Here is a 26,047-nt window from a genome sequence, read left to right as displayed (position 1 = left end):
TCTGCCGGTATCAGCCAACAGGGCCGTCGAACGAGGGGCGTGTAGCTGATCCTGGCAACGGATGTGTGAACATTTTCGGGCCCGCCGAGGTTCTGTTTTTTCGTAATATCGAATGATCTTGCCGATCATGATTTTTCGGCCGAACGGCCGACATACATCCGCGCGACGCGGTGACGAGAATGCTGCGCGGCGTAACGGCATGTCCGAATCTGCCGTTTGCCTGTTCATGCCCGTCGCCACAGATTCGGGGTTCCAGCAATCCATGCGGCTGGCCGCGACGGCAGCCGGCGAAGTTCTTCCAGGTCAGAGACCCCGTCTCAACGTGACGTCGCACACGCGGGGCGGCTCGTTACCCTGATGGGCGTGCCGACACCAGCCCGCCGCGCCCGTTTGACGTTCGGCGCGCTCCTCGCGGTGCCGACACTGCTGCTCGGCGGCTGCACGGTGAGCCCGCCTCCCGCGCCGCAGAGCACCGAGACCACCGAGACCACGCCGCCGCCCCCGCCGAAGGCGCCTACGCAGATCATCATGGCCATCGACTCGATCGGCCCGGGGTTCAATCCGCACCTGCTGTCCGATCAGTCCCCGGTGAACGCCGCGATCGCGTCGCTGGTGCTGCCCAGCTCGTTCCGGCCGGTGCCGGATCCCACGTCGCCCACCGGGTCGCGGTGGGAACTGGACACCACACTGCTGGAGTCGGCGGAGGTGACCAACGAGAACCCGTTCACCGTGACCTACAAGATCCGGCCGGAAGCGCAGTGGACCGACAACGCGCCGATCGCCGCCGACGACTACTGGTATCTGTGGCGGCAGATGGTCAGCCAGCCCGGTGTCGTCGACCCGGCCGGCTATGACCTGATCACCGGCGTGCAGTCCGTCGAGGGCGGCAAGCAGGCCGTCGTGACGTTCTCGCAGCCGTACCCGGCGTGGCGTGAACTGTTCAACGACATCCTTCCCGCGCACATCGTCAAGGACATCCCGGGCGGGTTCGGCGCGGGCCTGGCCCGCGCGATGCCCGTGACAGGAGGCCAGTTCCGCGTCGAGACCATCGATCCCCAGCGCGACGAGATCCTGCTGGCTCGCAACGACCGGTTCTGGAGCGTGCCCGCCAAACCCGACCTGGTGCTGTTCCGTCGCGGCGGCGCTCCGGCCGCGCTGGCGGACTCGATCCGCAACGGTGACACACAGGTCGCTCAGGTGCACGGCGGCGCAGCGACTTTCGCCCAGCTCAGCGCCATCCCCGACGTCCGGACCGCACGCATCGTGACCCCGCGCGTCATGCAGCTCACGCTGCGGGCGCAGCAGCCCAAGCTTGCCGATCCCCAAGTGCGCAAGGCGATCCTGGGTCTGATCGACGTCGACCTCCTGGCATCGGTGGGCGCCGGCGACGACAACACCGTGACACTCGCGCAGGCGCAGGTGCGTTCGCCGTCGGATCCCGGCTACGTGCCGACCGCGCCGCCTGCGATGACGCGTGACGACGCGCTCGAATTGCTCAGGGACGCGGGATATGTCAGCGAACCCGTGCCACCCCCGGACAACACCGCGGACGACCCACCGCCCGACAACGGGCGTGAACGAATCGTGAAAGATGGGGTGCCGCTGACGATCGTCCTGGGCGTCGCCTCCAACGACCCCACGTCGGTGGCCGTGGCCAACACCGCGGCCGATCAGTTGCGCAACGTCGGCATCGACGCCTCGGTGCTCGCCCTGGATCCGGTTGCGCTGTACGGCGACGCGTTGGTCAACAACCGCGTCGACGCCGTCGTCGGCTGGCGCCAGGCCGGTGGTGACCTCGCGACCGTTCTGGCGTCGCGCTACGGATGCCGCGCGCTTGAGGCCACGCCCGTGGCCACGGCGGTTCCCGGGCCCGCCACCACCACGTCGCAGGCCCCCACCACCACGACCACCACCACGCCGCCTGCGACCACCACACCGACGCCCACCGCGCCGATCCCGGCGCCGGAGTCCGGTGAACTGGTGCAGGCGCCCAGCAACATCACCGGCATCTGCGATCGCAGCATCCAGCCGAGAATCGATGCGGCACTGGACGGTACGGACGACATCGCCGACGTGATCCAGGCGGTGGAACCGCGGTTGTGGAACATGGCGACCGTGCTGCCGATCCTGCAGGACACCACGATCGTGGCCGCCGGGCCGAGTGTGCAGAACGTGAGCCTCACCGGGGCGGTGCCGGTAGGGATCGTCGGCGACGCCGGTGACTGGACGAAGACCAAGTAGCGCAGGCGGTAGCGTCTGTACACGATGTCATCGCATGAATCGCCCCGGCTGCTGTTCGTCCATGCCCACCCCGACGACGAGACCCTGACCACCGGCGGGACCATCGCGCACTACGTCGCGCGGTCGGCCGAGGTCCATGTCGTCACCTGCACGCTCGGTGAGGAGGGCGAGGTGATCGGCGAGCGCTACGCGCAACTCGCCGTCGACCACGCCGATCAACTCGGCGGCTACCGCATCGCGGAGCTGACGGCCGCGCTGCAGTCTCTCGGGTTGCGGGGCCCGTGGTATCTCGGCGGCGCCGGGCACTGGCGTGACTCCGGTATGGCAGGCACGCCGTCGCGCGGGCGGCAGCGCTGGGTCGACGCCGACCTCGACGAGGCCGTGGGTGCGCTGGTCGCCGTGATCGGTGAGGTGCGGCCGCATGTCGTCGTCACCTACGACCCCAACGGCGGCTACGGACACCCCGATCACATCCAGACACACGTGGTCACCACGCGGGCCGTCGCCGCTTCACCCGAGGCGGTCGGCTGGACCGTCCCCAAGTTCTACTGGACCGTGACGGCCACCAGCGCGATGACGGCGGGCCTGCAGGCGCTCGGCGACATCCCGTCCGAGTGGATCCGGGTGAACGCCGAGGACATCCCGCTCGGGTTCGGCGACGACCAGATCGACGCGGTCGTCGACGTGACGGCCGAACTGCCTGCCAAGGTGGGCGCGATGCGCGCGCACGCCACGCAGATCACCGTCGCGCCCGACGGCCGGGCGTTCGCGCTGTCCAACAACATCGCGCTTCCGGTCCTGGGGGAGGAACACTACGTCCTGGTCTCCGGTGAGGCCGGGCCGCGGGATTCCCGCGGATGGGAAACCGATCTTCTTGCCGGGCTTGATCTGGAGTAGATGCGATGGCACGGGGTAGGCTCCGGGACAGTCGTCGAAGGGATGCGCATGGACCAGGATCTGGATCCGAATCTCCAGCACTGGCAGGACCGGGCGGACAACTTCCAGTGGGTCGTCGGCTCGCTGGTGTCGCTGCTCGACAGCATCCCGACCTGACCTCCAGGGCCGGAATCGTTCTGACCCTGCTCGCCATCGACGGCGTCATCTCGGCCGTCGTGGGCGCGCTCTTCCTGCCGATCTACATCGGCACCATTCCTTTTCCCATCAGCGCCGTGCTGACCGGCGCGGTGAACCTCGCGCTCGTATGGGCGGCCGCCCACTGGTCGGACTCGCTGCTGCTCGCGGGACTGCCGCTGTGGACGTTCCTCGCGATGGTCGTGGTGATGACGCTCGGCGGGCCGGGCGGCGACCTGATCTTCGCCGGCACCGGCCTGTATGCCTTCGGCGCGATGATCTTCCTCGCGGTGGGCTCGCTACCCGCGGTGTGGTTCCTGCGGCGCCGCTTCCACTAGTCAGTCGTCGGAGTCGCTGCTCGACGACTCTGAAGCACTCTGCTTGGAAGGCTCGGCCTTCTTGGTGGGCTCTGCCTTCTTGCTGGGCTTGGTCGCGGGCTTCTTCGGTTTGACCAGCCCGTCACGGATGTCCTTCACGACGCCCCGCAGACCGGCCGTGGCCTTCTTCAGATCGCGCTTGATGTTCTTGGTGATGGTGCGCACCGGTTTGACCGGTGCTTTGGTGCTGGTGTCGGCTTTCGTGGGTGTCGTGGTGTCTTCCACGACCTCGGTGTTCTCGGCGTTTTCGGTGACCCCGCTCGCTGTGTTCTCCGTGGTCCCGGCCGGCGCGGAGAACTCGGCCGCCGGTGCATCTGGCGTCTTCGTCTCGGGCTTCTCGGGTGACTCGAGCGACTCAGGCGCCTTCGGTGCCTCAGAGGCTTCCGCAGCTTCGGCACCCTCGGCGGGCTCGACGAGGCTCGTCACAGCCGCACGCGCCTGCTTGAGCAGATCGGCACCGACCGTCGCGTCGAAGGCAAGGGTCTCGGTCGGCGTGGTGAGCGCGACGGGCGGGATCAGCCAGCCGAAGAAGTAGTTGAACTCCGCCACACCCGTGTTGACCAGGCTGTTCGCGGTTGTCGAGGCCACCGCACCGAACCCGTTGGCCCACACGTCGAGGTTCAGCGGCGCGTTCACCACCGGTGCCACCAGATCCAGCACGACGCTGTTGGCGACCGGGTATCCGAGATACGTCCACAGCAGCGACACCTGATTGCCGACGATCGCCAGGCCGGGAACCCAGCCGAGCGCGCCGTCGACCAGGCCGACCCCGTAGTCGATCCACGGCACTGCCGCTTCCCACGCGTCGACGACGAAATCGCTCGCCGCGTTCTGCACCGTGACGTCGCCTGAGGCGGTTGCCTGCGCGTCGGGGGCGGCGTTGCCGTGCGGCGGGGCCACCCTGGGCGCGTCGGGCGGTACGGGGATGGTGATGGTGGTCCGGCGTGCCGCGGCCAGCAGGTCGACCATGGCCTGTGTCAGCTCGGGCTGCGGCGCGGTCGGTTGCGCGGGAACCACGACGTCAGGGGGTGTCACCTGCACCGAGGTCAGCGCGATGGTCGTTGCCGTGGCCGCGGCCGCACCCGCCATCAGGTAAGCGCGGACAGAGACAGTCATGACAGCACCCCAGAAACCCACCCTGACAAAAATTCGGCCGTATCGCTGATGTGACTTTACTGGGCGGAGCAATAAAATTTCCCGGGTCTTCTCAAGGCGAGTCGGATGACGCGCGTCGACCCCCGCGATGCGCGGGCAGGTCGGCACGGCACCGGCTGCTGGGACTACTGTGACCCGTATGCCAGGCGTAGTAGATCCAGAATGTGAGACGCGTGGATGAATCTCGACTCTCGTGGAGTTATTCGGGAGTGGCTTTGAACTCCGAGCACGGCGCCGATCTGGGTGTCCCACTGGTCCCTCCGCCCGCCGTAACGCCGAGTCCTGCAGCTCTGCGACGTGTATTGCGGCGAGCCCGCGACGGTGTCGCCCTGAACGTGGATGAAGCCGCCATCGCGATGACGGCACGCGGCGACGATCTCGCCGACCTGTGTGCCAGCGCGGCCCGGGTGCGCGACGCCGGGTTGACCACGGCGGGGCGGCGCGGTCCGAACGGCAGGCTGCCGGTGAGCTACTCGCGCAAGGTGTTCATCCCGGTGACACATCTGTGCCGCGACACGTGCCACTACTGCACGTTCGTGACCGTGCCCGGCAAGCTGCGCGCGCAGGGCATGGGCATGTACATGGAGCCTGACGAGATCCTGGACGTCGCCCGTCAAGGAGCTGAACTGGGTTGCAAAGAGGCCCTTTTCACGCTCGGCGACCGCCCCGAGGACCGGTGGGAGGAAGCCCGCCAGTGGCTGGACGAGCGTGGTTACGACTCCACGCTGGACTACGTCCGGGCCATGGCGATCCGCGTGCTCGAAGAGACCGGCCTGCTGCCGCATCTCAATCCCGGCGTCATGAGCTGGTCGGAGCTGTCGCGGCTCAAGCCGGTCGCGCCGTCGATGGGCATGATGCTGGAGACCACGTCGCGGCGCCTGTTCGAGACCAAAGGCGAAGCGCACTACGGCAGCCCGGACAAGGATCCCGCGGTGCGCCTGCGCACGCTCGACGACGCGGGACGGCTGTCCATCCCGTTCACCACGGGACTGCTGGTGGGCATCGGTGAGACGCTGGCCGAGCGTGCCGAGACCATGCACGCGATCCGGCGTTCGCACAAGGAGTTCGGGCACGTCCAGGAAGTGATCGTGCAGAATTTCCGCGCCAAGGACCGCACGGCGATGGCGTCGACACCCGATGCCGACATCGACGACTTCCTCGCGACCGTCGCGGTGACGCGGCTGGTGCTGGGGCCGAAGATGCGCATCCAGGCGCCGCCGAACCTGGTGTCGCGCGACGAATGTCTGGCGCTCATCGGCGCAGGCGTCGACGACTGGGGTGGGGTGTCGCCGCTGACGCCGGACCATGTGAACCCCGAAAGGCCTTGGCCCGCACTGGATGAGCTGGCCGACGTCACCGCCGAGGCCGGCTACGACCTGGTGCAGCGTCTGACCGCCCAGCCGCAGTACGTACAGGCCGGCGCGGCGTGGATCGATCCGCGAGTGCGCGCGCACGTCGATGCGCTGGCCGACCCCGACACCGGTTACGCGCTCGACGTCAACCCGTCGGGCCTGCCGTGGCAGGAGCCCGACGAGGCCTCCGAATCCCTGGGCCGCACCGATCTGCACACCGCGATCGACGCCGAGGGCCGGTTGACCGACACCCGCAGCGATCTCGACAGCGCGTTCGGTGATTGGGAGTCGATCCGCGAGAAGGTCTCCGAACTCGCCGCACGTGCCCCCGAGCGCATCGACACCGATGTGCTGTCGGCACTGCGATCGGCCGAACGCAACCCGGGCGGATGCAGCGACGACGAGTACCTGGCGCTGGCAACCGCCGACGGCCCTGCGCTGGAAGCCGTTACCGCACTGGCTGATTCACTGCGCCGCGATGCCGTCGGTGACGACGTCACGTTCGTCGTCAACCGCAACATCAACTTCACCAACATCTGCTACACCGGCTGCCGGTTCTGCGCGTTCGCGCAGCGCAAGGGCGACGCCGACGCGTACTCGCTCTCGGTCGACGAGGTCGCCGACCGTGCCTGGGAGGCGCACGTCGCAGGTGCCACCGAGGTGTGTATGCAGGGCGGCATCGACCCTGAACTGCCCGTGACCGGATACGCCGATCTGGTGCGTGCGGTCAAGAAGCGTGTGCCGTCGATGCATGTGCACGCGTTCTCGCCGATGGAGATCGCCAACGGCGTGACCCGCAGCGGCATGTCGATCCGTGAATGGCTGACCGTGCTGCGCGAGGCCGGGCTGGACACCATCCCCGGCACGGCCGCCGAGATCCTCGACGACGAGGTCCGCTGGGTGCTCACCAAGGGCAAGCTGCCCACCTCGATGTGGATCGAGGTGATCACCACCGCGCACGAGGTCGGCCTGCGGTCCAGCTCGACCATGATGTACGGCCACGTCGACCAGCCACGTCACTGGGTCGGACACCTCAACGTCATCAAGTCCATCCAGGACCGCACCGGCGGGTTCACCGAGTTCGTGCCGCTGCCGTTCGTGCACCAGTCGTCGCCGCTGTACCTGGCCGGCGGCTCCCGCCCCGGCCCGACGCACCGCGACAACCGTGCCGTCCACGCCCTGGCCCGGATCATGCTGCACGGCCGGATCGACCACATCCAGACCAGCTGGGTCAAGCTCGGCATCGAGCGCACGCAGGTCATGCTGCGTGGCGGCGCCAACGACCTCGGCGGCACGCTCATGGAGGAGACCATCTCCCGCATGGCCGGCTCCGAGAACGGTTCGGCCAAGACCGTCGAAGAGCTGGTCGCGATCGCCGAGGGCATCGGCCGTCCCGCCCGCCAGCGCACCACCACCTACGCGCCCCTGGCCGCGTAGAGGTCTCTGGCCCTTCACCGCGAGGTCGGGGGTCACCTCTGCACCGCGAGCGGACCCGGCACCGCGAGCGCACCCGGCACCGCGAGCGTGCGTGGCTGCTGTACAAAACGCCGTGAAATAGCAGCAGCCCGCGCACGCTCGCGGGCTGTGAGCGTGCACCAGAAACTCCCAGCCAACTGACACCCTTTTGGGGAATCAAATCGGACTGCGGTCCGTTTGGATGGTGCAAGGGTGCCGGAAAGGCCGGCCCCGAACTGGCAAGGAGAAAGTCATGACCGTTGCGGTAGCCACCGACCTGACCACCGGCACCTGGGCCATCGACCCGTTGCACTCGTCCATCAGCTTCTCGGTCCGCCACCTGGTGGTCAGCAAGGTGCGTGGAACGTTCGAGAAGTTCAGCGGTGAGATCACCGTGGCCGAGGACGGCACTCCGTCAGTGAGCGCCGAGATCGCGGTCGACTCGATCCACACGGGCAACGAGCAGCGCGACGAGCACCTCAAGTCGGCCGACTACTTCGACGTCGAGAAGTTCCCGGTCGCCACATTCGTCTCCACCGGTGTCACGCAGAAGGGCGACGGCTACGTGGTCGACGGCGACTTCACCCTCAAGGGCATCACCAAGCCGGTCAGCCTGAATCTCGTGTTCGACGGCGTCAACCCGGGCATGGGCCACGGCGCGGTCGCCGGGTTCGAGGCCTCCGTCGTGCTCAACCGCAAGGAATTCGGCATCGACATCGACATGCCGCTGGAAACCGGCGGCGCCGTGGTCGGTGAGAACATCACCATCACCCTGAACATCGAGGCGCTCAAGCAGGCGTGAGCCCCGGCGAGCGTGCGCGCAATGCTGCTGTTCGGCGGCGTGTTGGGCGGCAGGCATGCACGCTCGCGGTGCAAAGTGCTCGCGGTGCAAAGTGCTCGCGGTGCAAAGTGCTCGCGGTGCAAAGAAGGCACCGACTACAGGCGCGCGGCGAACTCGGTGCCCTGCTTGATCGCACGCTTGGCATCGAGCTCGGTCGCGACGGCCGCACCGCCGATGACGTGGGGTTCGACACCGCGGTCCCGCAAAGCGTCCTCGAGATCACGCACGGGTTCCTGACCCGCGCAGATCACGACGTTGTCGACCTCGAGGACGCGTGGATCGCGGCGGTCGGGCCCGAAGCTGATGTGCAGCCCGTCATCGTCGATGCGCTCGTAGTTCACCCCCGAGAGCTGCTGGACGCCTTTGGCTTTCAAGGATGCCCGGTGCACCCAGCCGGTGGTCTTGCCGAGCCGCCGGCCCTGCGGGCCCTTTGATCGCTGCAGCAGGTACACCTCACGCACCGCAGGCGCCGGTAGGGCGGTGGTGAGGGCGCCGCGTGCCTCCTGTGGATCGGCCACACCCCACTCGGCCTTCCACTCCTTGAGGTTGAGGGTGGGGGACTCGTCGGTGGTGAGGAACTCGCTGACGTCGAAACCGATGCCGCCGGCGCCGATCACCGCGACCGACTTACCCACGGGCGCACCGAGGATCACCTCGGCGTACGTCAGCACCTTCGGATGGTCGATGCCGGGGATGTCGGGCAGACGCGGTCGCACGCCGGTCGCCAGCACCACGTCGTCGAACGCGGCGAGGTCGTCGACGCCGGCGCGGGTCTGCAGACGCACATCGACACCGTGCTTGCGCAGCATCACGGTGTAGTAGCGCACGGTCTCGTTGAACTCTTCTTTGCCGGGAATCCTTCGCGCCAAGTCGAATTGGCCACCGATCGTCGACGACGCCTCGAACAGCGTCACGCGATGTCCGCGCTGCGCGGCGCTGACTGCCGCGGCGAGACCCGCCGGACCCGCCCCCACCACCGCGACCCGCCGGGCATGGCGCGTGGGCGCCAGCACCAGCGTGGTTTCGCGTCCGGCCCGCGGGTTCAACAGGCACGACACCTTTTTGTGCACGAACGCGTGGTCCAGACAGGCCTGGTTGCACGCGATGCATGTGTTGATCTCATCTGCCGCGTCGGCCCCGGCCTTGCGCACCCAGTCCGGATCACTCAGTAACGGACGAGCCATCGAGATCAACTGCACTCCGGTCTCGGCCAGGATCTGCTCGGCGGCCTGCGGCATGTTGATCCGGTTCGACGCGATCACCGGAATCCGGACATGTTCTGCCACAGCGCTGCTGATGTCGACGAAAGCGCTGTTGGGCACCGACGTGACGATCGTGGGCACCCGCGCCTCGTGCCAGCCGAAGCCCGAGTTGATCAGGGTGGCACCGGCTTCCTCGACCTCGGTTGCCAAACAGACGATCTCGTCCCAGCTCTGGCCGTCCTCCACATAGTCGGCCATCGACATGCGGTAACACACGATGAAGTCCGGGCCGACCGCCTCGCGGACGCGCCGCACGATCTCGACCGGGAAGCGTCTGCGGTTGGCGGCGCTACCGCCCCACGAATCGGTGCGGCGATTGGTGCGCGGCGCGAGGAACTGGTTGATCAGATAGCCTTCGCTGCCCATGATCTCGACACCGTCGTAGCCGGCCTCGTGGGCCAGCAGCGCGCACCGCACGAAGTCCTCGATGGTGCGGACGACGCCGCGCGACGACAGGGCACGAGGCCGGAACGGGTTGATGGGCGCCTTGATCGACGACGCGCTCACCGAGAACGGGTGGTAGGCATAGCGTCCTGCGTGCAGGATCTGCAGCAGGATCTTGCCGTCGGCGTCGTGCACGGCGCGGGTGATGCGGCGGTGTCGCCGCGCCTCCGACGAGGACACCAGTTGCGACGCGAACGGCAGCAGCCAGCCTGTCCGGTTGGGTGCGTAGCCGCCTGTGATGATGAGCGCGACGCCTCCGCGCGCCCGCTCGGCGAAATACGCTGCGAGCTTGTCGATGTCGCGTGCCCGGTCCTCGAGTCCGGTGTGCATCGAACCCATCACCACGCGATTGCGCAACGTCGTGAATCCGAGGTCCAACGGCGACAGCAGGTTCGGGTATGTCACGGACTCCCTCCCAACGCCGGTGCCGTCTCGGCGGCCGACCCTCAGAACGTATCGCGTCGGCCGGTCGTTCTCCGAAGAGACAGCCATTCAAGCATCGCCTATCTGTGAGGTTCACTGTTGACCGACATCATCGAAGCTGCATACGGCCTGCATCCGGTACTGCGTGAGTTCGCCGAGTTCGGTGATGTCCACCGGCGCGCCGCCGACGAGGTGATCGAGGCGCTGCAGGACGCCGGGATGTTCCGGATGTTCACGCCCCGGCGGTTCGGCGGACTGGAGGCGGACCTTGGCACGGTGCAGGAGGTGGCCGCAGTCCTGGGCGAGGCCGACGGGTCGGCGGCGTGGTTGGTCGGCGTCGCCGCCGGGTCGTCGTGGCTCATGGCGCACGGATCGCCCGAACTGCAGGACGAAGTTTTCGGAGCCGATCCTGACGCCCGGATCGCCGGCGGGGGCTCGGGAAGCGGTACGGCCCGGCCCGCAGCCGGAGGCCTCGTGGTCAGCGGACGGTGGTCCTACGCCTCGGGATCACGCCATGCCTCGTGGGCCGCGGTTGTGGTGACGCCGACCGACGAGGACGGATCACCGTCGGCGCCGGCGTTCGCCGTCATGCCCATGGCCGAGGTTCACATCGCTGATACGTGGCACACCTCAGGGTTGCGGGGCACCGGTAGCAACACCGTGGTCGTCGACGACGTCTTCGTTCCGACCCACCGGTTCATCCGGCTGGACGCGCTCCGCGACGAGGCGGTGTCCGGGCTCGATCCGCTCTACCGTCTGCCGTTCCAGGCGGTCGGAGGAGCCGTGCTGCTCGGCGCGCTGCTCGGCGTGGGTACCGCTGCGCTGAACTTCGTCGTCGAGGCCGCTGCCCACAAGAAGATCGCCCACACCCCGGGCAACCGCACCCAGGGCGAGTCGGTGGGTGTTCAGCTCCAGATCGCCGACGCCGCGCTGGGATTGCAGACCGCGCAGCTGCACGCACGGTCCGTGACGGAATTCGTGATCCGGCATGCCGACGCCGGCTCGTTCCCGGACGGGCTCGCCCAGGCCCGAACGCAAGCCCAGAGCAGCCACGCGGTCCGAGAGATCCGTGCTGCGGTCGACACGCTGGTCGATGTTCACGGATCGAGTGGGCTTTTCGATGCAAGCCCCCTGCGGCGCATGGCCGGTGACATCGCCATCGGGGCGCGGCACGCCGCCTTCAACGCGGCTGTGGGCAACGAATTGTTCGGCAAGGCCCTGCTCGGATGAGGCCGGCCAGGAGGCCTGTGCGACTGCACAGCGTGGCCACTAGGCGAGCTGTATGTGCGACGTTTAGTATCAGTAACCACGCGCCACCCTTAACTGGGCGGCGCGCAAGTTAGGGCACACTGAGACGCGCGTCCAAGTATGGGCAACGCATACTGTCGCGACGGACTCACGAGTCCTGACCCCGCACCCGACCAGCAGCCCACTGGACAGGAGAGACATCAGTGACGTACGTCATTGCCGAACCCTGCGTCGACGTCAAGGACAAGGCATGCATCGAGGAATGCCCTGTCGATTGCATCTACGAGGGCGCACGCATGCTGTACATCCACCCCGACGAATGCGTGGACTGTGGCGCCTGTGAGCCGGTCTGCCCCGTCGAGGCCATCTACTACGAAGATGATGTGCCTGACCAGTGGAGCAGCTACGCCCAGGCCAACGCCGACTTCTTCGCCGAACTCGGCTCGCCGGGCGGGGCCTCCAAGGTGGGCCAGACGGACAACGATCCGCAGGCCATCAAGGATCTTCCGCCTCAGGGTGAGGACTGATCACGGTCGGGACACCGATGGTGCGTCAGCGCCGCTCGGCGACACTGCCAGAGTTTCCGTGGGACACCCTGGCGGACGTCACGGCGCTGGCACGTTCACACCCTGACGGCATCGTCGACCTTTCGGTGGGCACCCCGGTGGACCCGGTGGCGCCCGTCATCCGCGACGCGTTGGCGGCCGGGAGTTCGTCACCCGGCTACCCGACCACCGCGGGGACGCCGGAACTGCGTGAGGCCATGGTGCGTGCCTTGCACCGCCGCTACGGCATCACCGGACTGACGCCGCAGACCGTGCTGCCCGTGATCGGCACCAAGGAGCTGATCGCCTGGTTGCCGACGCTGCTCGGCCTGGGGCCCGACGACGTGGTCGTCGTGCCCGAACTGGCCTATCCCACATACGAGGTGGGCGCGCGGTTGGCGGGCGCGCAGGTGCTGCGCGCGGACTCGCTGACGCAGATCGGGCCGCAGGTGCCCGCACTGATCTACCTGAACTCGCCGAGCAATCCCACCGGCCGGGTGCTGGGCCGCGACCATCTCCGCAAGGTCGTGACCTGGGCCCGTGAGCGGGGCGTGCTGGTGGCCTCCGACGAGTGCTATCTGGGGCTGAGCTGGGATGCCGATCCGGTCAGCGTGCTGCATCCGTCCGTGTGCGACGGTGACCACACCGGGCTGCTGGCCATCCATTCGCTGTCGAAGACGTCATCGCTCGCGGGGTACCGCGCCGGTTTCGTCGCGGGAGATCCGGCCGTGGTCGCCGAACTGCTCGCGGTCCGCAAGCACGCCGGGATGATGGTGCCGGGCCCGATCCAGGTGGCGATGGTCGCCGCGCTCGACGACGACGAACACGAAGCCGTGCAACGGGATCGCTACGCGCAGCGTCGCAACCTGCTGCTGCCCGCGTTCCGCGAGGCGGGTTTCACCGTCGACCATTCCGAGGCGGGCCTGTATCTGTGGGCCACCCGCGGCGAGGCCTGCCGCGACACGCTGCGGTGGCTCGCCGAACTCGGCATCCTGGTCGCACCGGGCGAGTTCTACGGGCCCGCGGGGGACCGGTACGTGCGGGTGGCACTGACAGCCACCGACGAGCGCATTCAGCAGGCCGCCGAACGCCTCGCCGGCTAGTTCACGCGGTCGCGCGCAGACTCAGCGACAACAGCAGGCGCACGTCGGGGTCTCCCAGCGACGTTCCGAGCAGTTGCTCGACGCGGCGGACGCGGTAGCGCACGGTGTTCGGGTGCACGTGCATCGACTGCGCCGCCGCCGCGACGTCTCCGAAGCTGTCCAGGTAGACGCGCAGGGTCTCGGCGAGCACGGGTTCTTCGGTGCGCAGCGCGCGGACCCGCGGATCGATGAACCGGTCGTCCGAGGCGATCGCGGTGATGATCTCGTCGAGCAGCACGGTCGTGCGGGCCTCGGCCAGTGAGGTGACCTGGCCGAGCGCGCCGGGATGACGCCCGGCGCTGTCCAGGACCCGATCCACCTCGGTGCGCGCTGCCGCGGCGCCCGCCAGGCCGGCGACCGGGGCGGCGATGACGGCGTACAACTCGATGCCGAGCTCGGCGCGCAGCGCCGAGACCGTGCCGCGGAGCCACGACGTGACCGCGCCGGGCTTGCCGGTGTTGGGGAACAGCACGTACACGCGCGTGCGCGACGACGTGATCTGTGCGTCGGAACGAAATGCGCTGGCGCTCAGCGACAGGACGTCGGCGATCCGTGTGCTCGGTGAGCCCGCGTCGAACCCGATCAGCGCGGCGCGTCCGTCGGCGGTGATGCCGAGTTCGCGTGCGACCTGCTCGACGTCGACGGGTTCGTCGGTGGGACGCAGGCCCAGCAGTTCCTGTAGACGCACGGCGTCGCTCGACGGGGTCGCCGCCAACCGCGCCATGATGCGTGCCGCCAGCACCGCGGCGCCGCGCAGCACCTCCTCGGCGTCCTCGGCCAGCGGTCGGCTGCCCTGCTGCACCCAGATCGTCCCCGCGAACGTCGGTGCACGACGCTCGTCGGGCGCCGGCTGGAAGATCCCGATGGCCAACCGCGGCCGCAGCCCCAGTTCGGGACGCTCGGCGACACGCACGACGTCGGGTTTGGCCCGCAGCGCGTCGAAGATGCCCCACTGCGCGATCCAGTCCAGGTGCTCGGGCGGACCGGCCCGCCCGAGGATCGACAGCCTGCGCAGTTCGTCGGCCTCCTCGTTGGACGCCGAGTACGCCAGCACATGGGACTGTGCGTCCTCGATGCTCACCATGCCGTGGGTGCGTTCGGCGACCGATTGCGCGAGGCCGAACAGGTCGGTCCCGGAATCGTGCAGCGCACGGTCGTTGTGGTGTTCGAAGACGTGGTTGACCAGGCGGTAGAGCCGCTCCCAGCGGGCGCGGGTGTCGACGGCGACCACGGCGATACCGGCCGCGGTGGCACGGTCGACGATCGCCTGCGACGGTTCCTTGACGAAGATCGCCGCGGGAGGCCGGTGGTCCGCCTGATGGTCGACCCAGGCGAGCGCGTCGGATTCGGATACCCCCAGCAGGAAGAACAGATCCGCCGAGCCCGCCGCGGGCGCGAGACCGAAGCGGACGTCGTCGGAGTCGATCAGCGCGGCCGACGCCACCGGCAGGTCCAGCCCGCGTGGTGCCTCGACGAGCCGGACCAGCGTCGCGTCGAGGGCCAACAGCAGTTGGCCCAGGCTGACACCGGGCGCGTGCATGTTGTCCGATGTTACTGGGTTGACGATGCAGTGTTGTTGGATCGGACAAAACTAAACGGCTCCAGGTCAGCGATTCTTGAGCTATGGACGCCATCACCGACGTGCCCACGCCGGCCAACGAGCCGATTCACGACTACGCCCCCGGCTCGCAGGAACGCACCCGGCTCACCACGGCACTGCATGACCTTGCCAGCACTCAAATCGATCTGCCGCACGTCATCGGCGGCGAGCACCGCATGGGTTCGGGGGCTCGCATCGATGTCGTGCAACCACACCGGCACTCGGTCAAACTCGGCACGCTGACCAACGCCGGACACGCCGACGCCTCGGCGGCCATCGAGGCTGCGATCGCCGCGAAACATGACTGGGCCGCACTGCCGTTCGATCAGCGCGCCGCGGTCTTCCTACGCGCGGCCGACCTGTTGTCGGGTCCGTGGCGGGAGAAGATCGCCGCCGCGACGATGCTCGGGCAGTCCAAGAGCGCCTATCAGGCCGAGATCGACGCGCCCTGCGAGCTCATCGACTTCTGGCGGTTCAACGTCGCGTTCGCCCGCCAGATCCTGGCGCAGCAGCCGATCAGCAGTCCGGGTGTGTGGAACCGCACCGACCACCGTCCGCTGGAAGGCTTCGTCTACGCCATCACGCCGTTCAACTTCACGGCCATCGCCGGCAATCTGCCGACCGCGCCGGCCCTGATGGGCAACACCGTGGTGTGGAAGCCGTCGCCCACCCAGACCTTCGCGGCGTACCTCACGATGCAACTGCTGGAGGCCGCGGGCCTGCCGCCGGGTGTCATCAACCTGGTGACCGGCGACGGGATCGCGGTTTCCGAAGTGGCGCTGAAGGATCCGCGTCTGGCCGGGATCCACTTCACCGGATCCACCGCGACGTTCCAGCATCTGTGGCGTGAGGTCGGCGCCAACATCGACCGCTACCACACGTACCCGCGGTTGGTCGGTGAGACCGGCGGCAAGGACTTCGTGCTCGCCCACTCATCGGCCCACCCGGATGTGTTGCGCACGGCGTTGATCCGCGGCGCGTTCGACTATCAGGGTCAGAAGTGCTCGGCGGCGTCGCGCGCGTTCATCCCGCGGTCGGTGTGGCAGAAGATGGGCGACGACTTCCTCTCGGCCACCGAGGCGCTGCGCTACGGCGACGTCGCCGACCTGACCAACTACGGCGGCGCGGTGATCGACGACCGCGCGTTCGCCAAGAACGTCAAGGCCATCGAGCGGGCCAAGAGCGCGCCCGGCGTCACGATCGCCGCGGGCGGTGAATACGACGACAGCGAAGGTTATTTCGTGCGTCCCACCGTGTTGCTGTCCGACGACCCGACCGACGACGCGTTCTGCACCGAGTACTTCGGCCCGATCCTCGCGGTGCACGTCTACCCCGACGACGAGTACGAGCGGATCATCGACGTCGTCGACACCGGCGCCAAGTACGGCCTGACCGGTGCGGTGATCGCCGACGACCGCACGGCCGTCCAGCAGGCCCTCGACGGGTTGCGTTACGCCGCAGGCAACTTCTACATCAACGACAAGCCCACGGGCGCGGTCGTCGGGCAGCAACCGTTCGGTGGATCGCGCGCATCGGGTACCAACGACAAGGCCGGATCGGCGCAGAACCTGATGCGCTGGACCTCGGCACGCTCCATCAAGGAGACCTTCGTGCCGCCCACCAACCACACCTATCCCCACATGGAGGCGTGACATGGGCATCTTCGATCGGGTCGCCCGACCCGCCATCCTGGCCGCGTCCCGTTCGCAGCGCCTCCGTGCCACCGCCGAACGACTCCCGGTCACGCGCCGCGTGGTGGACCGATTCGTCGCGGGCGAGACGGTGCCCGAGGCACTGGATGCCACTGCGGCGCTGCGTGCTTCGGGCCGGCTGGTGACCATCGACTATCTGGGCGAGGACACCACCAGCAAGGAGGACGCCGACAACACCGTGGCCGCGTACCTCGCGTTGCTCGAGGGCCTCAAGAGCGACAGTGACGCGAAGGTGCGGCCACTCGAGGTGTCGCTCAAGCTCTCCGCGCTGGGGCAGGCGCTGCCACGCGACGGCGAGAAGATCGCGCTGGAGAACGCGCACACCATCTGCGCCAAGGCCCGTGACATCGAAGCCTGGGTGACCGTCGACGCCGAGGACCACACCACCACGGACTCGACGCTGTCGATCGTGCGGGATCTGCGCACCGAGTTCGACTGGCTGGGAACGGTTCTGCAGGCCTACCTCAAGCGCACCCGCGCCGACTGCGCGGAGTTCGCGGCCTCGGGTGCGCGAATCCGCCTGTGCAAGGGCGCGTATGACGAGCCCGCGTCGGTCGCGTACCGCGACCCCGACGAGGTCACCGACTCGTACCTGACGTGCCTGCGGATCCTGATGGCCGGCCGCGGCTACCCGATGGTAGCGTCGCACGATCCGGAGATCATTGCCGCCGTGCCCGCACTCGCGCGCGAATACCACCGCGGGGTGGACGATTTCGAGTACCAGATGCTCTACAACATCCGCGACGGGGAGCAGCGCCGCCTGGCCGACGAGGGCAATCACGTCCGGGTGTACGTACCGTTCGGCTACGAGTGGTACGGGTACTTCGTGCGGCGCCTGGCAGAACGCCCGGCGAACCTCACGTTCTTCCTGCGGGCGCTGGCCGAACGTCGCTAACGGCGCTCGTAGAGCAGGAGCAACGCCCACGCCGCGATCGACTGGGCATCGGTGATGTCACCGCTGCGCATCATGTCCTCGATCTCGGCGCGGGTGAACCACGCGCTGTGCATGTCCTGTTCCTCGTGCTCACGCTCGTGGTCGCCCTCGGTGAGCTCGGTCGCCAGGAACACCCAGCCGCGCTGGCTGCTCATGCCGGCTGCGACGTCGAGCAGGCCGAGCTTGACCAGGTGCGCCGCGCGCAGGCCGGTCTCCTCGCGTAATTCGCGTTCGGCCAACGCATGCGGTTCCAGATCCTGCCGGTCGGGCGCGGTGCCCTGCGGAAACTCCCAGCGGCGCAGGCCGAGCGGGTACCGGTACTGCTCGACGAGGTGGAAACGTTCGCCGTCGTGTGGGATCACCAGCGCGTAAGTGGGTTTGTCGACCACGGCGTAGATGCCGTCGCTGCCGTCGGGGCGTTCGATGGCGTCCTCGCGCAGCGTGAGCCAGTTGTTCCGGTACACCTCACGCGTCGAGACCTGCCGGATCATTCCCATCGCCCCATTATCGCGATGCCTTGTCGATGAGCTGGACGCGCAGCCGCTCGGCGTCGATGTCACGCCCGTCGGTGAGGTCTTTCGCGAGCGCCTCGGCATACCGGATGAGGTCGGTGACGTCGACGTCGTGCGGGGCGGGCAGGTCGACTTTCGCCAGCCGCTCCGAGGCTCGTCGTAGCAGTGCGGCCGCGCCGGGAAGGTTGCCCCGCTGCACGTGGGTGATGCCCACCGCCAGTTGCGCCAACCCCTGCCACAGCGGGCGCTCACCGGACGGGCCGTTCTTCCACGCGGCCTCGAGCACCTCGTGGGCCGCGAACGCATGCCCCAGATCCAGCAGCCGCTGGGCGAAGGCCAGCGATTCCGTCGGCGACAGATGCAGGTCATCCGGTATGCGCTCCATGCCCTTGCTGCCGTACGGCAACGGGCGGCCCAGCGCGTCGCGCGGCCGGGAATTGCGAGGACGGCCCGATTCGTCGCGGTCACGGTGCGCCGACGGACTCATGACTCCAGCCTGTCGATCATTCGGCGCGATGTCGAGTACCTTCGGCCGCGGGTCAGGGGGCAAACCGCGCCGGGTAGCCTCGCACTATGCTGCTGGCCTCACTGAATCCCGCAGCGGTAGCCGCCGGCGCTGACATCGCTGACGCGGTCCGCATCGACGGTGCCGTCCTCAGCCGTAGCGACCTGGTGGGCGGTGCGACCTCGGTCGCCGAGCGCGTCGCCGTCGCACAGCGCGTCGCTGTCCTCGCGAAACCGACCGCCACCACAGTGCTCGCGATCACCGGCTGCCTCATCGCGGGTGTCACCGTCGTCCCGGTGCCCGCCGATGTCGGCGTCGCCGAGCGCCGCCACATGCTCGAAGATTCCGGCGCTCAGGCCTGGCTCGGCGAGCGGCCCGACGACGCCGAGGGGTTGCCGCACATCCCGGTGCGCCTGCACGCCCGGTCGTGGCACCGCTACGCCGAACCGCCGCCGGAATCGACCGCGATCATCATGTACACCTCGGGCACCACGGGTTTGCCCAAGGGCGTGCCCATCACGCGCAACGCCATCGCCGCCGACATCGACGGGCTGGCCAAGGCGTGGGAGTGGACGCCGGAAGACACGCTGGTGCACGGACTTCCGCTGTTCCACGTGCACGGTCTGGTGCTCGGCCTGATCGGTTCGCTGCGCATCGGAAACCGCTTCGTGCACACCGGCAAGCCCACCCCGGAGCGCTACGCCGAGGCCAAGGGCACGCTGTACTTCGGGGTGCCCACGGTGTGGTCGCGCGTCGTCAACAACCTCGACGCCGCGCTCGCGCTGTCGTCGGCGCGCCTGTTGGTGTCGGGCAGCGCCCCGCTGCCGGTGCCCGTGTTCGAGCAGTTGACCAAGCTCACCGGTCAACCGCCGGTGGAGCGCTACGGCAGCACCGAATCCCTGATCACCATCACCACTTTGGTCAACGGCGAACGCAGGCCCGGTTGGGTCGGGGTGCCGATCGAGGGTGTCCGGACGCGCCTGGTGGACGAGAACGGTGCCGAGGTGCCGCACGACGGCGAGACCATCGGACGTCTCCAGATCAAGGGCCCGACGGTGTTCGAGGGCTACCTCAACCGCCCGGAGGCCACCGCGGAGGCGTTCGACGACGACGGCTGGTTCCGTACCGGTGACGTCGCGGTGATCGACGCGGGCGGCATGCACCGCATCGTCGGCCGCGAGTCGGTCGACCTCATCAAATCCGGTGGTTACCGCATCGGCGCGGGTGAGATCGAGACCGTGCTGCTCGGCCACCCCGGCGTCAAGGAAGCCGCCGTCGTCGGCGTTCCCGACGACGATCTGGGGCAACGCATCGTCGCGTACGTGGTCGGCGATGCCGAGTCCGATTCGCTCATCGACTTTGTCGCAAAGCAACTCTCGGTGCACAAGCGGCCCCGCGAGGTCAGGATCGTGGACAGCCTGCCACGCAACGCCATGGGGAAGGTGCTCAAAAAGGAGCTCGCGCAGTGGCGTTGAGGTTCTCCGAGCTCTGCATCGACGCCCACGACCCGGAGGCGTTGGGGCACTGGTGGTCACAGGCGCTCGGGTGGCCCGAGCACACCGACTCCGACGGGGACGTCGTGCTGACGCCACCGCCGGGACAGGGCCCCGTCTGGTTGTTCCTCGCGGTGCCCGACGGCAAGACCGTCAAGAACCGCCTCCACGTCGACTTCACCCCCGACGACCAGCAGGCCGAGGTCGACCGGCTGATCGGCCTTGGCGCGCGCCACGTCGACATCGGGCAGGGCGAGCAGAGTTGGGTGGTACTCGCCGACCCTGAGGGCAACGAGTTCTGCGTATTGGCAGCCGAGTCGTAGCCGGCCAGGATCGCTCAGTTGCAGCCGCTGGCGCTCACCCACCGGCCGTTCCAGCCGACACACCCGGTGACGTTGGAGCCCGGCGGTGGTGGCGGCGGTGGTGGCGGTGCCTCGCCGGGCAGCGGGGCGTAGTAGGCAGGCGGCGGGACATAGGGCGCCACGGCGTCGGCGACGTTGACACACCCGCCCACCGTGATCCGCCTGCCGGCGCTCGCGCAGACGTCGGCAGCGGCGGTGCCTGCCGGTGCGAGCAGGATGATCGCGCCGGGAAGCGCGGTGAACGCCAGGGCGGCTATGGCCGCGCGTAGACCGAGCGGTCGTGATGCTGATCGGAACATCGTTGTCTCCGAACGTTAACTGGGCGGAGCGATACCGCAGCGGTTGCGGAAGTCCACGAGTGGTTGACGGATACCGGCGAGGTCGGCGTGGGCCTGCGGGTTGCCTTCGAAGTAGGCGTCGATGGCCGCGGAGGCCTCTTCGTGCGGACGGCCACGCACGCTCGTGTAGAAGTCGTTGACGTCGGGGTGGGTGAACAGATACGACGATGTCGCGGCCGCGACGCCCGACGCTATCCCGGCGAGGTCGGCGGCCGTGCAGTTCGGCGGCCGCGGCGGCGCAGGCTCGGCTGTCGCGGTGACCGATCCGAGTAGACCGGTGACCACCGCCGCGCAGGCGGCGCCCGCCGGCAACAGGACCCACCGCGCGGTGGATGACATCAGGGCCATGGGCAACTCCTCTCGGAGAGGCGGACTACGACCTCGCGTCTTCCGGTGCGCGGAACTGTAGCAGGCAAAGTCAGTGTCATATGCCAAAACGACGTGTCGGGGGACCGGCGCGCCCATACGCGACATGCGTTTCGCTGGGCGGCCGATGCCACACCGGCGGCATGTCGCAGAGTCCGAGTGATGCTGTGGTCGCCGAGCGCCTGCCGGGTGTGCGCTGAAGATGTGTCGTACAAACGCTTTCACACGGCCGTGATGCGCTCACGTCGCCTACACGTACGGGGAGTGGTCGCCGCGGCCTCTATCCATTCCGACGATTCGAGCCCACACTGGACGTGCGACGACCGGAAGGCGGGATGCGATGACTTCCTTGGAGCTCGCGGGCGGTGAGGCCGCAGATTTCAGCACGGGTGAGGTCTACTTCGTCGGCAACGCCACCACGGTGATCCGGTTCGGTGGGCTCAACATCCTGACCGACCCCGCCTTCCTTCACAAAGGCGAGCACGTCCACCTGGGGCACGGTATCTGGGCCCGGCGCGAGGTCGAGCCCGCCTGCCAGATCGCGGACCTGCCACCGATCGATCTCGTGGTGCTGTCGCACTACCACGGCGACCATTTCGATGACGTCGCCGCCCAGCAACTCGACAAGAAGCTGCCAATCGTCTCGACTGCCGACGCGATCGAGAAGCTGACTCCGCTCGGTTTCGATCAGGGGTACGCGTTGAGCACCTGGGAATCGCTTGAGGTGCGCAAAGGCGAAGCGACACTGATCATCACCGCGATGCCCGCCAAGCACGCGACGGACGACGCCGTCGACGCGATGCTCATGCCGGTCAACGGACATCTGTTGGATTTCAGCCGTGGTGGAGAGCGGCTCTACAGGCTCTACATCACGGGGGACACGATGCTTGTCGAGGACCTTCACGACATCCCGCGTCGCTACCCGGCGATCGACCTCGGCCTGATCCACACCGGTGGTACGACGTACCTGGTCACCGTCGTCACCATGACGGGTGAGCAGGGAGTCCGCGCTGTCGAGATCACCAAGCCGCGCGTCGCGATTCCGATTCACTACAACGATTTCTCCGTTTTCCTCTCAGGACTCGACGATTTCCAGAGTGCGGCCCAAACCTCCGATGCGGCCACAGAGTTCGTGTACCTCACGCACGGAGATACCTACACCTTCGAGCCGGGGACGTGAACATCGTCCTGGTGCACGGCGCTTTCGTCGACGGGTCCACCTGGCGTGCGGTGTATGACCTTCTTGTGGGGGTGGGGCACCACGTCGATGTGGTGCAGACACCGAATCTGTCGTTGTCCGGCGACGTGGAGGCAACGCGGCGCGTTCTCGACGGTCTCGTGGGACCGGTTGTGCTCGTTGGCCATTCCTACGGCGGCGCCGTGATCACCGAGGCGGGTGGCCACGACAGCGTGTCGGCTCTGGTCTACATCGCGGCATTCGTACCTGATGACGGCGAGTCGGTCGAGGCGCTCGGCGGTCACCCAGGCGCACCGGGCTCACCGATCGTCGCGCTCTCTGGTGGATTCCTGGTGCAGGCGCGAGCGAAGTTCCACAGTTCTTTCGGTGCGGACCTACCCGCGGCCGACGCGGCGTTCCTGGCAGATTCGCAGGTCCCATGGTCGGAAGCCGCCATGACCTCGACAGTGACCGACCCCGCGTGGCGGCATAAACCGTGCTGGTATCTGATCGCAACCGAGGACCGCATGATTCCCTTTGCCGCACAACGTGCCATGGCGGCACGGGCCGGCGCAACCACGATCCAGGTCGCCGCGAGCCACGCCGTTTACATGTCCCAGCCGCACGCCGTTGCGGCCTTCATCCGGCAGGCCGCTCACGCCTGACGGTCGGGCACCTTCATGAGGACCGCCAAGATGATGGCGGCGAGGAGCAGCGCCGGGACATCTCCCCACAGATGCCCCATGTGATGGCCACTGCCGAACGACTGCACCGCCATGATCACCGCGTGAACGACGCTGGAACACACCGCGAACCAGATGAGGCTCACATTGGCTTCGGGGCGCCTCGCGGCGTTGATGAGGAACGCTCCCAGGGTCACGTACAGGCCGACGATCATCATGAAATAGTTCGACTCATACGGGGGCCCGGAATGCCACGCCCACCCGGACGGCCAGACGACAGCCAGCGGATAGAGGAGGATCATCGCCACCCCAGCGGCAACGAGTGCGATCTGGAGAAGCCGATAACGGGTTGGCGATCCGATTGTGGTCATGACGACCTCCAGGCTCAGGTGGCCCACTCTCTGCGGAACATAGCGCTCGACGTGGGTCACCATCGCGGAATCGACAAGGTGACTCCTTACACCATGGGTGTGACATTTTCAGTGCGTGAGCTGTGGTTATCCCCAGATGCGTTTTCATCCACAGATCGGGTTCGCGGGGGTTCTCGGCGGGTTCGCCGACGGTAGATTCGAACGTATGTACGAAGGGTCGTTGGTGGAGATCGCGCAGTTTGCCGCGCTGTCCGACGCTGCCCTGGAAGGCCAGGCCCGCGGCTGGGCGCAGGCCGAAGCCTCCGCCTCGGCACGCAAGCACGCCGCGATGGCCGAGCTGTTCATCCGCGCCACCACCACCCCCACCGCCGAGGACCGGCGGGGGTGGTTCGTCGACCCCGAGGCCGCCGTCGGCGCCCAACTCGGCGCCGCCCAGGGCATCACCGCTTGGGCCGCGCTGCACCAGGCCCAGCGCGGGGTCGCGCTGCGTGACCGGCTGCCCAAGGTCAACGAGGTGTTCGCCGCGGGGCTGGTCAGCGAGATGCTCGTGCGCAACATCTGCTGGAGCACCGCACTGTTCCTCGACCCAAACAAACTCGCCGCCATCGACGCCGAGCTGGCCGCCCAGATCACCTCCTGGGGCAAACTCACCCTCAAACAGATCGACAACACCATTGATGATCTGATCCTCAAACACGACCCGGGCTCCTTCCGCCGCGGCCGCGCCTCACGCCGCGGTCGCTACTTCGACATCGGCTCCCCCACCGACGCCCCCGGTGTGCTGTCGGTCAACGGGCGGCTGCAGGCCGACCTCGGCAACGCCTACGACGCCCGGATCGCCGAACTCATCGAAGGGGTGTGCCCGGAAGACCCGCGCACCCTCAACGAGCTGCGCCACGACGCCCTCGGCGCCATCCTCGACCACACCACCCTGGCCTGTGAGTGCGCCGACCCCGAATGTGCGCGCGGCCGCGAAACATCCCCCCGCGGACACCTCGTTTTGCACGTCATCGCCCGCGAAGACACCGTCACCGCCGCCCAACACGCCGCCGCGCAGACCAGCGCACCGCCCACCTATGGTGAACCCACCCCCGACGGGGAACCCGACACCGACAACACCGGCAACACCGCCACCGACAACACCGCCGCCGACACCGAGACCGTGGGCACCGAGAACGACCCCGGTATCGCACCCGCCGCCGACACCGACACCGCCACCGAGACCGCCGAGTCCGCTGGAACCTTTTGCGACGCCGGATCCCTCACTGTCGCCGAGTTCACCGAAACCAGCAGCGGCACACCGTCGGCGTTCCTCGCCCCGCACGAGGAGCCCCTGGATCGGGTGCCACCGGCAGTGCTGTTCGGCGGCGGGGTGCTGCCGGCCTACGCGCTGGCCGAGATCATCAACAACGCCACCATCCGCCCGCTGATCCACCCCGGCGACACCCCACCGGAAGACCGCTACATCCCCTCACGCGCGCTCGCGGACTATGTGCGCTGCCGCGATTTGACCTGCCGGTTCCCCGGATGTGACAAACCTGCCGACCGCTGCGACATCGACCACACCGTGCCCTACCCCGCAGGGCCCACGCATGCCTCAAACCTGAAGTGTCTGTGTCGTTTTCATCATCTTCTGAAAACGTTCTGGACCGGCCCCCGCGGCTGGACAGACCGACAACACCCCGACGGCACCATCGTATGGACCTCCCCTTCCGGGCGGGAGTACACCACTGTGCCCGGAAGCCACCGGCGCCTGTCGATCACCGAACTGGCCGCACCCACCGGCGCACTGGACCTACCGGCCACCCCGATCCCTACCGCCGACCCCGACCTGCGCGGGGTCAAGATGCCCAAACGACGCCGCACCCGCGCCCAGAACACCGCCCGCACCATCGCCGCCGAACGCAAACTCAACGACGACCTCGTCGCCGAACACAACAAACCCCCACCGTTCTGACGGCAGTGCCGTCACAATGTGACGGTGTTGCGCGCGCTCGCTCTCGTGGTTGCAGCGGTCAGTGTGCTTGCTGGGTGCGGAAACCCAGACCGGGATGCGGATCGCCAGGCCATCGAAGAAGCACTGCGACAGTGGCCCCAGGCCTTCAACGATCGTGACATCGACGCGGTGTGCGGACTGTTCGCCGACGACGCGGTGCTCGCGTATCCGGACTCGGCCGACCGCGACCGGGATGGGTTCTGCGATCAGATGCGTGACCGGTTCAACGACCCGTCGAAGTCACTGCACTACGACGAGCCCGACATCAAAGAGATTCTCGTCGACGGGGATTTGGCGACGGTGCGGCTGGTCTGGACGCTGACGGTGCGCGACTCGGCAGGCGCGGTTCTGGAAACCGTTCACGAGGACGGGGTGGACGTCTTCCAGCGTCAGCCCGACGGGCGCTGGAAGATCCACATCTCCCACGCGTTCACGCAGTGAC

Annotated in this window: 24 protein-coding genes; 16 read left to right on the top strand and 8 right to left on the bottom strand. The window is 67.9% G+C overall.

From position 1 onward, the window contains the following. Nucleotides 1-357: 357 nt before the first annotated feature. The 3 genes from AT701_RS25085 (at nucleotide 358) to AT701_RS25075 (ending at nucleotide 3,650) form a co-directional block, all read left to right on the top strand. Entirely contained in the window at nucleotides 358-2,241 is a 1,884-nt protein-coding gene (locus AT701_RS25085) for an ABC transporter family substrate-binding protein (RefSeq protein ID WP_011730336.1), read from the top strand. Nucleotides 2,242-2,265: 24 nt separating this feature from the next. Beyond that, the gene (mshB, locus tag AT701_RS25080; RefSeq protein ID WP_058126819.1) at nucleotides 2,266-3,138 is read left to right on the top strand and encodes an N-acetyl-1-D-myo-inositol-2-amino-2-deoxy-alpha-D-glucopyranoside deacetylase; all 873 of its coding nucleotides are present in this window, start codon (nucleotides 2,266-2,268) and stop codon (nucleotides 3,136-3,138) included. Nucleotides 3,139-3,245: 107 nt separating this feature from the next. Continuing rightward, entirely contained in the window at nucleotides 3,246-3,650 is a 405-nt protein-coding gene (locus tag AT701_RS25075) for a hypothetical protein (RefSeq protein WP_058126818.1), read from the top strand. On the opposite strand, the gene AT701_RS25070 is transcribed toward AT701_RS25075, so the two are convergent. Beyond that, nucleotides 3,651-4,805 carry a hypothetical protein gene (locus tag AT701_RS25070; protein WP_058126817.1) on the bottom strand — a complete coding sequence of 385 codons (1,155 nt, stop codon included), beginning with the start codon at nucleotides 4,803-4,805 and terminating at the stop codon, nucleotides 3,651-3,653. It lies immediately after the preceding gene. 248 nt (nucleotides 4,806-5,053) lie between these two features. On the opposite strand from AT701_RS25070, the gene AT701_RS25065 reads away from it, so the two are divergent. Then, the gene (locus AT701_RS25065) at nucleotides 5,054-7,633 is read left to right on the top strand and encodes a bifunctional FO biosynthesis protein CofGH (protein WP_029104130.1); all 2,580 of its coding nucleotides are present in this window, start codon (nucleotides 5,054-5,056) and stop codon (nucleotides 7,631-7,633) included. Between the two features lie 271 nt (nucleotides 7,634-7,904). After that, nucleotides 7,905-8,453: a YceI family protein gene (locus AT701_RS25060; protein WP_003896521.1), complete on the top strand. Its 549-nt coding sequence runs from the start codon at nucleotides 7,905-7,907 to the stop codon at nucleotides 8,451-8,453. Between the two features lie 134 nt (nucleotides 8,454-8,587). Here the strand turns inward: AT701_RS25060 and AT701_RS25055 are convergent, their stop codons facing one another. Next, nucleotides 8,588-10,603, bottom strand: a complete 2,016-nt coding sequence (locus AT701_RS25055) for an NADPH-dependent 2,4-dienoyl-CoA reductase (RefSeq protein WP_058126816.1) — start codon at nucleotides 10,601-10,603, stop codon at nucleotides 8,588-8,590. Nucleotides 10,604-10,720: 117 nt separating this feature from the next. Between AT701_RS25055 and AT701_RS25050 the strand changes: the two genes are divergently transcribed. The 3 genes from AT701_RS25050 (at nucleotide 10,721) to dapC (ending at nucleotide 13,517) form a co-directional block, all read left to right on the top strand. Then, nucleotides 10,721-11,851 (top strand): acyl-CoA dehydrogenase family protein, encoded by a 1,131-nt coding sequence (locus tag AT701_RS25050; protein WP_058126815.1) that lies wholly within the window; start codon nucleotides 10,721-10,723, stop codon nucleotides 11,849-11,851. 221 nt (nucleotides 11,852-12,072) lie between these two features. Then, on the top strand, nucleotides 12,073-12,396 hold the full coding sequence (gene fdxA, locus AT701_RS25045; protein WP_003896518.1) for a ferredoxin: 324 nt from the start codon (nucleotides 12,073-12,075) through the stop codon (nucleotides 12,394-12,396). A gap of 17 nt (nucleotides 12,397-12,413) precedes the next feature. Beyond that, a complete protein-coding gene (gene dapC, locus AT701_RS25040) occupies nucleotides 12,414-13,517 on the top strand; it encodes a succinyldiaminopimelate transaminase (protein ID WP_058126814.1) in 1,104 nt (367 codons plus the stop codon). Between the two features lies 1 nt (nucleotide 13,518). Here the strand turns inward: dapC and AT701_RS25035 are convergent, their stop codons facing one another. Continuing rightward, the gene (locus tag AT701_RS25035; protein ID WP_058126813.1) at nucleotides 13,519-15,096 is read right to left on the bottom strand and encodes a PucR family transcriptional regulator; all 1,578 of its coding nucleotides are present in this window, start codon (nucleotides 15,094-15,096) and stop codon (nucleotides 13,519-13,521) included. 83 nt (nucleotides 15,097-15,179) lie between these two features. On the opposite strand from AT701_RS25035, the gene pruA reads away from it, so the two are divergent. After that, nucleotides 15,180-16,808, top strand: a complete 1,629-nt coding sequence (pruA, locus tag AT701_RS25030; protein ID WP_058126812.1) for an L-glutamate gamma-semialdehyde dehydrogenase — start codon at nucleotides 15,180-15,182, stop codon at nucleotides 16,806-16,808. A gap of 1 nt (nucleotide 16,809) precedes the next feature. Further along, complete coding sequence (locus AT701_RS25025) at nucleotides 16,810-17,763, top strand: proline dehydrogenase family protein (RefSeq protein ID WP_003896514.1); 954 nt, start codon at nucleotides 16,810-16,812, stop codon at nucleotides 17,761-17,763. Here AT701_RS25025 and AT701_RS25020 read toward each other — a convergent pair. Both AT701_RS25020 and AT701_RS25015 read right to left on the bottom strand, forming a co-directional pair. Continuing rightward, nucleotides 17,760-18,299, bottom strand: a complete 540-nt coding sequence (locus AT701_RS25020) for an NUDIX domain-containing protein (RefSeq protein ID WP_011730328.1) — start codon at nucleotides 18,297-18,299, stop codon at nucleotides 17,760-17,762. The two genes, AT701_RS25025 and AT701_RS25020, sit on opposite strands and share 4 nt — an antisense overlap. A gap of 7 nt (nucleotides 18,300-18,306) precedes the next feature. Then, a complete protein-coding gene (locus AT701_RS25015) occupies nucleotides 18,307-18,801 on the bottom strand; it encodes a DUF309 domain-containing protein (protein ID WP_011730327.1) in 495 nt (164 codons plus the stop codon). An 86-nt stretch (nucleotides 18,802-18,887) separates the two neighbouring features. Between AT701_RS25015 and AT701_RS25010 the strand changes: the two genes are divergently transcribed. Both AT701_RS25010 and AT701_RS34910 read left to right on the top strand, forming a co-directional pair. Then, complete coding sequence (locus AT701_RS25010) at nucleotides 18,888-20,294, top strand: acyl-CoA synthetase (protein WP_058126811.1); 1,407 nt, start codon at nucleotides 18,888-18,890, stop codon at nucleotides 20,292-20,294. Continuing rightward, a complete protein-coding gene (locus tag AT701_RS34910) occupies nucleotides 20,285-20,635 on the top strand; it encodes a VOC family protein (protein WP_058126810.1) in 351 nt (116 codons plus the stop codon). Before AT701_RS25010 ends, AT701_RS34910 begins: the two co-directional genes overlap by 10 nt. A 14-nt stretch (nucleotides 20,636-20,649) precedes the next feature. Here the strand turns inward: AT701_RS34910 and AT701_RS25000 are convergent, their stop codons facing one another. Next, on the bottom strand, nucleotides 20,650-20,973 hold the full coding sequence (locus AT701_RS25000; RefSeq protein ID WP_011730324.1) for a hypothetical protein: 324 nt from the start codon (nucleotides 20,971-20,973) through the stop codon (nucleotides 20,650-20,652). A gap of 15 nt (nucleotides 20,974-20,988) precedes the next feature. Further along, nucleotides 20,989-21,360, bottom strand: coding sequence for a heme-binding protein (locus AT701_RS24995; protein ID WP_058126809.1), 372 nt, complete (start codon nucleotides 21,358-21,360; stop codon nucleotides 20,989-20,991). 358 nt (nucleotides 21,361-21,718) lie between these two features. On the opposite strand from AT701_RS24995, the gene AT701_RS24990 reads away from it, so the two are divergent. Both AT701_RS24990 and AT701_RS24985 read left to right on the top strand, forming a co-directional pair. Beyond that, nucleotides 21,719-22,558: an MBL fold metallo-hydrolase gene (locus tag AT701_RS24990; RefSeq protein WP_058126808.1), complete on the top strand. Its 840-nt coding sequence runs from the start codon at nucleotides 21,719-21,721 to the stop codon at nucleotides 22,556-22,558. After that, on the top strand, nucleotides 22,555-23,220 hold the full coding sequence (locus tag AT701_RS24985; RefSeq protein ID WP_058126807.1) for an alpha/beta hydrolase: 666 nt from the start codon (nucleotides 22,555-22,557) through the stop codon (nucleotides 23,218-23,220). The genes AT701_RS24990 and AT701_RS24985 overlap by 4 nt, the downstream gene beginning before the upstream one ends. Here AT701_RS24985 and AT701_RS24980 read toward each other — a convergent pair. Further along, nucleotides 23,211-23,609 carry a DUF6632 domain-containing protein gene (locus tag AT701_RS24980; RefSeq protein WP_058127723.1) on the bottom strand — a complete coding sequence of 133 codons (399 nt, stop codon included), beginning with the start codon at nucleotides 23,607-23,609 and terminating at the stop codon, nucleotides 23,211-23,213. The two genes, AT701_RS24985 and AT701_RS24980, sit on opposite strands and share 10 nt — an antisense overlap. Nucleotides 23,610-23,814: 205 nt before the next feature. Between AT701_RS24980 and AT701_RS24975 the strand changes: the two genes are divergently transcribed. Continuing rightward, nucleotides 23,815-25,566, top strand: coding sequence for an HNH endonuclease signature motif containing protein (locus AT701_RS24975; RefSeq protein WP_197668913.1), 1,752 nt, complete (start codon nucleotides 23,815-23,817; stop codon nucleotides 25,564-25,566). Nucleotides 25,567-25,590: 24 nt separating this feature from the next. Continuing rightward, entirely contained in the window at nucleotides 25,591-26,046 is a 456-nt protein-coding gene (locus AT701_RS24970; RefSeq protein ID WP_223495751.1) for a YybH family protein, read from the top strand. Nucleotide 26,047: the final 1 nt, after the last annotated feature.

It is taken from the genome of Mycolicibacterium smegmatis, from assembly GCF_001457595.1.
Lineage (GTDB): Bacteria > Actinomycetota > Actinomycetes > Mycobacteriales > Mycobacteriaceae > Mycobacterium > Mycobacterium smegmatis.
This window is presented reverse-complemented; position numbering and strand designations above follow the sequence as displayed.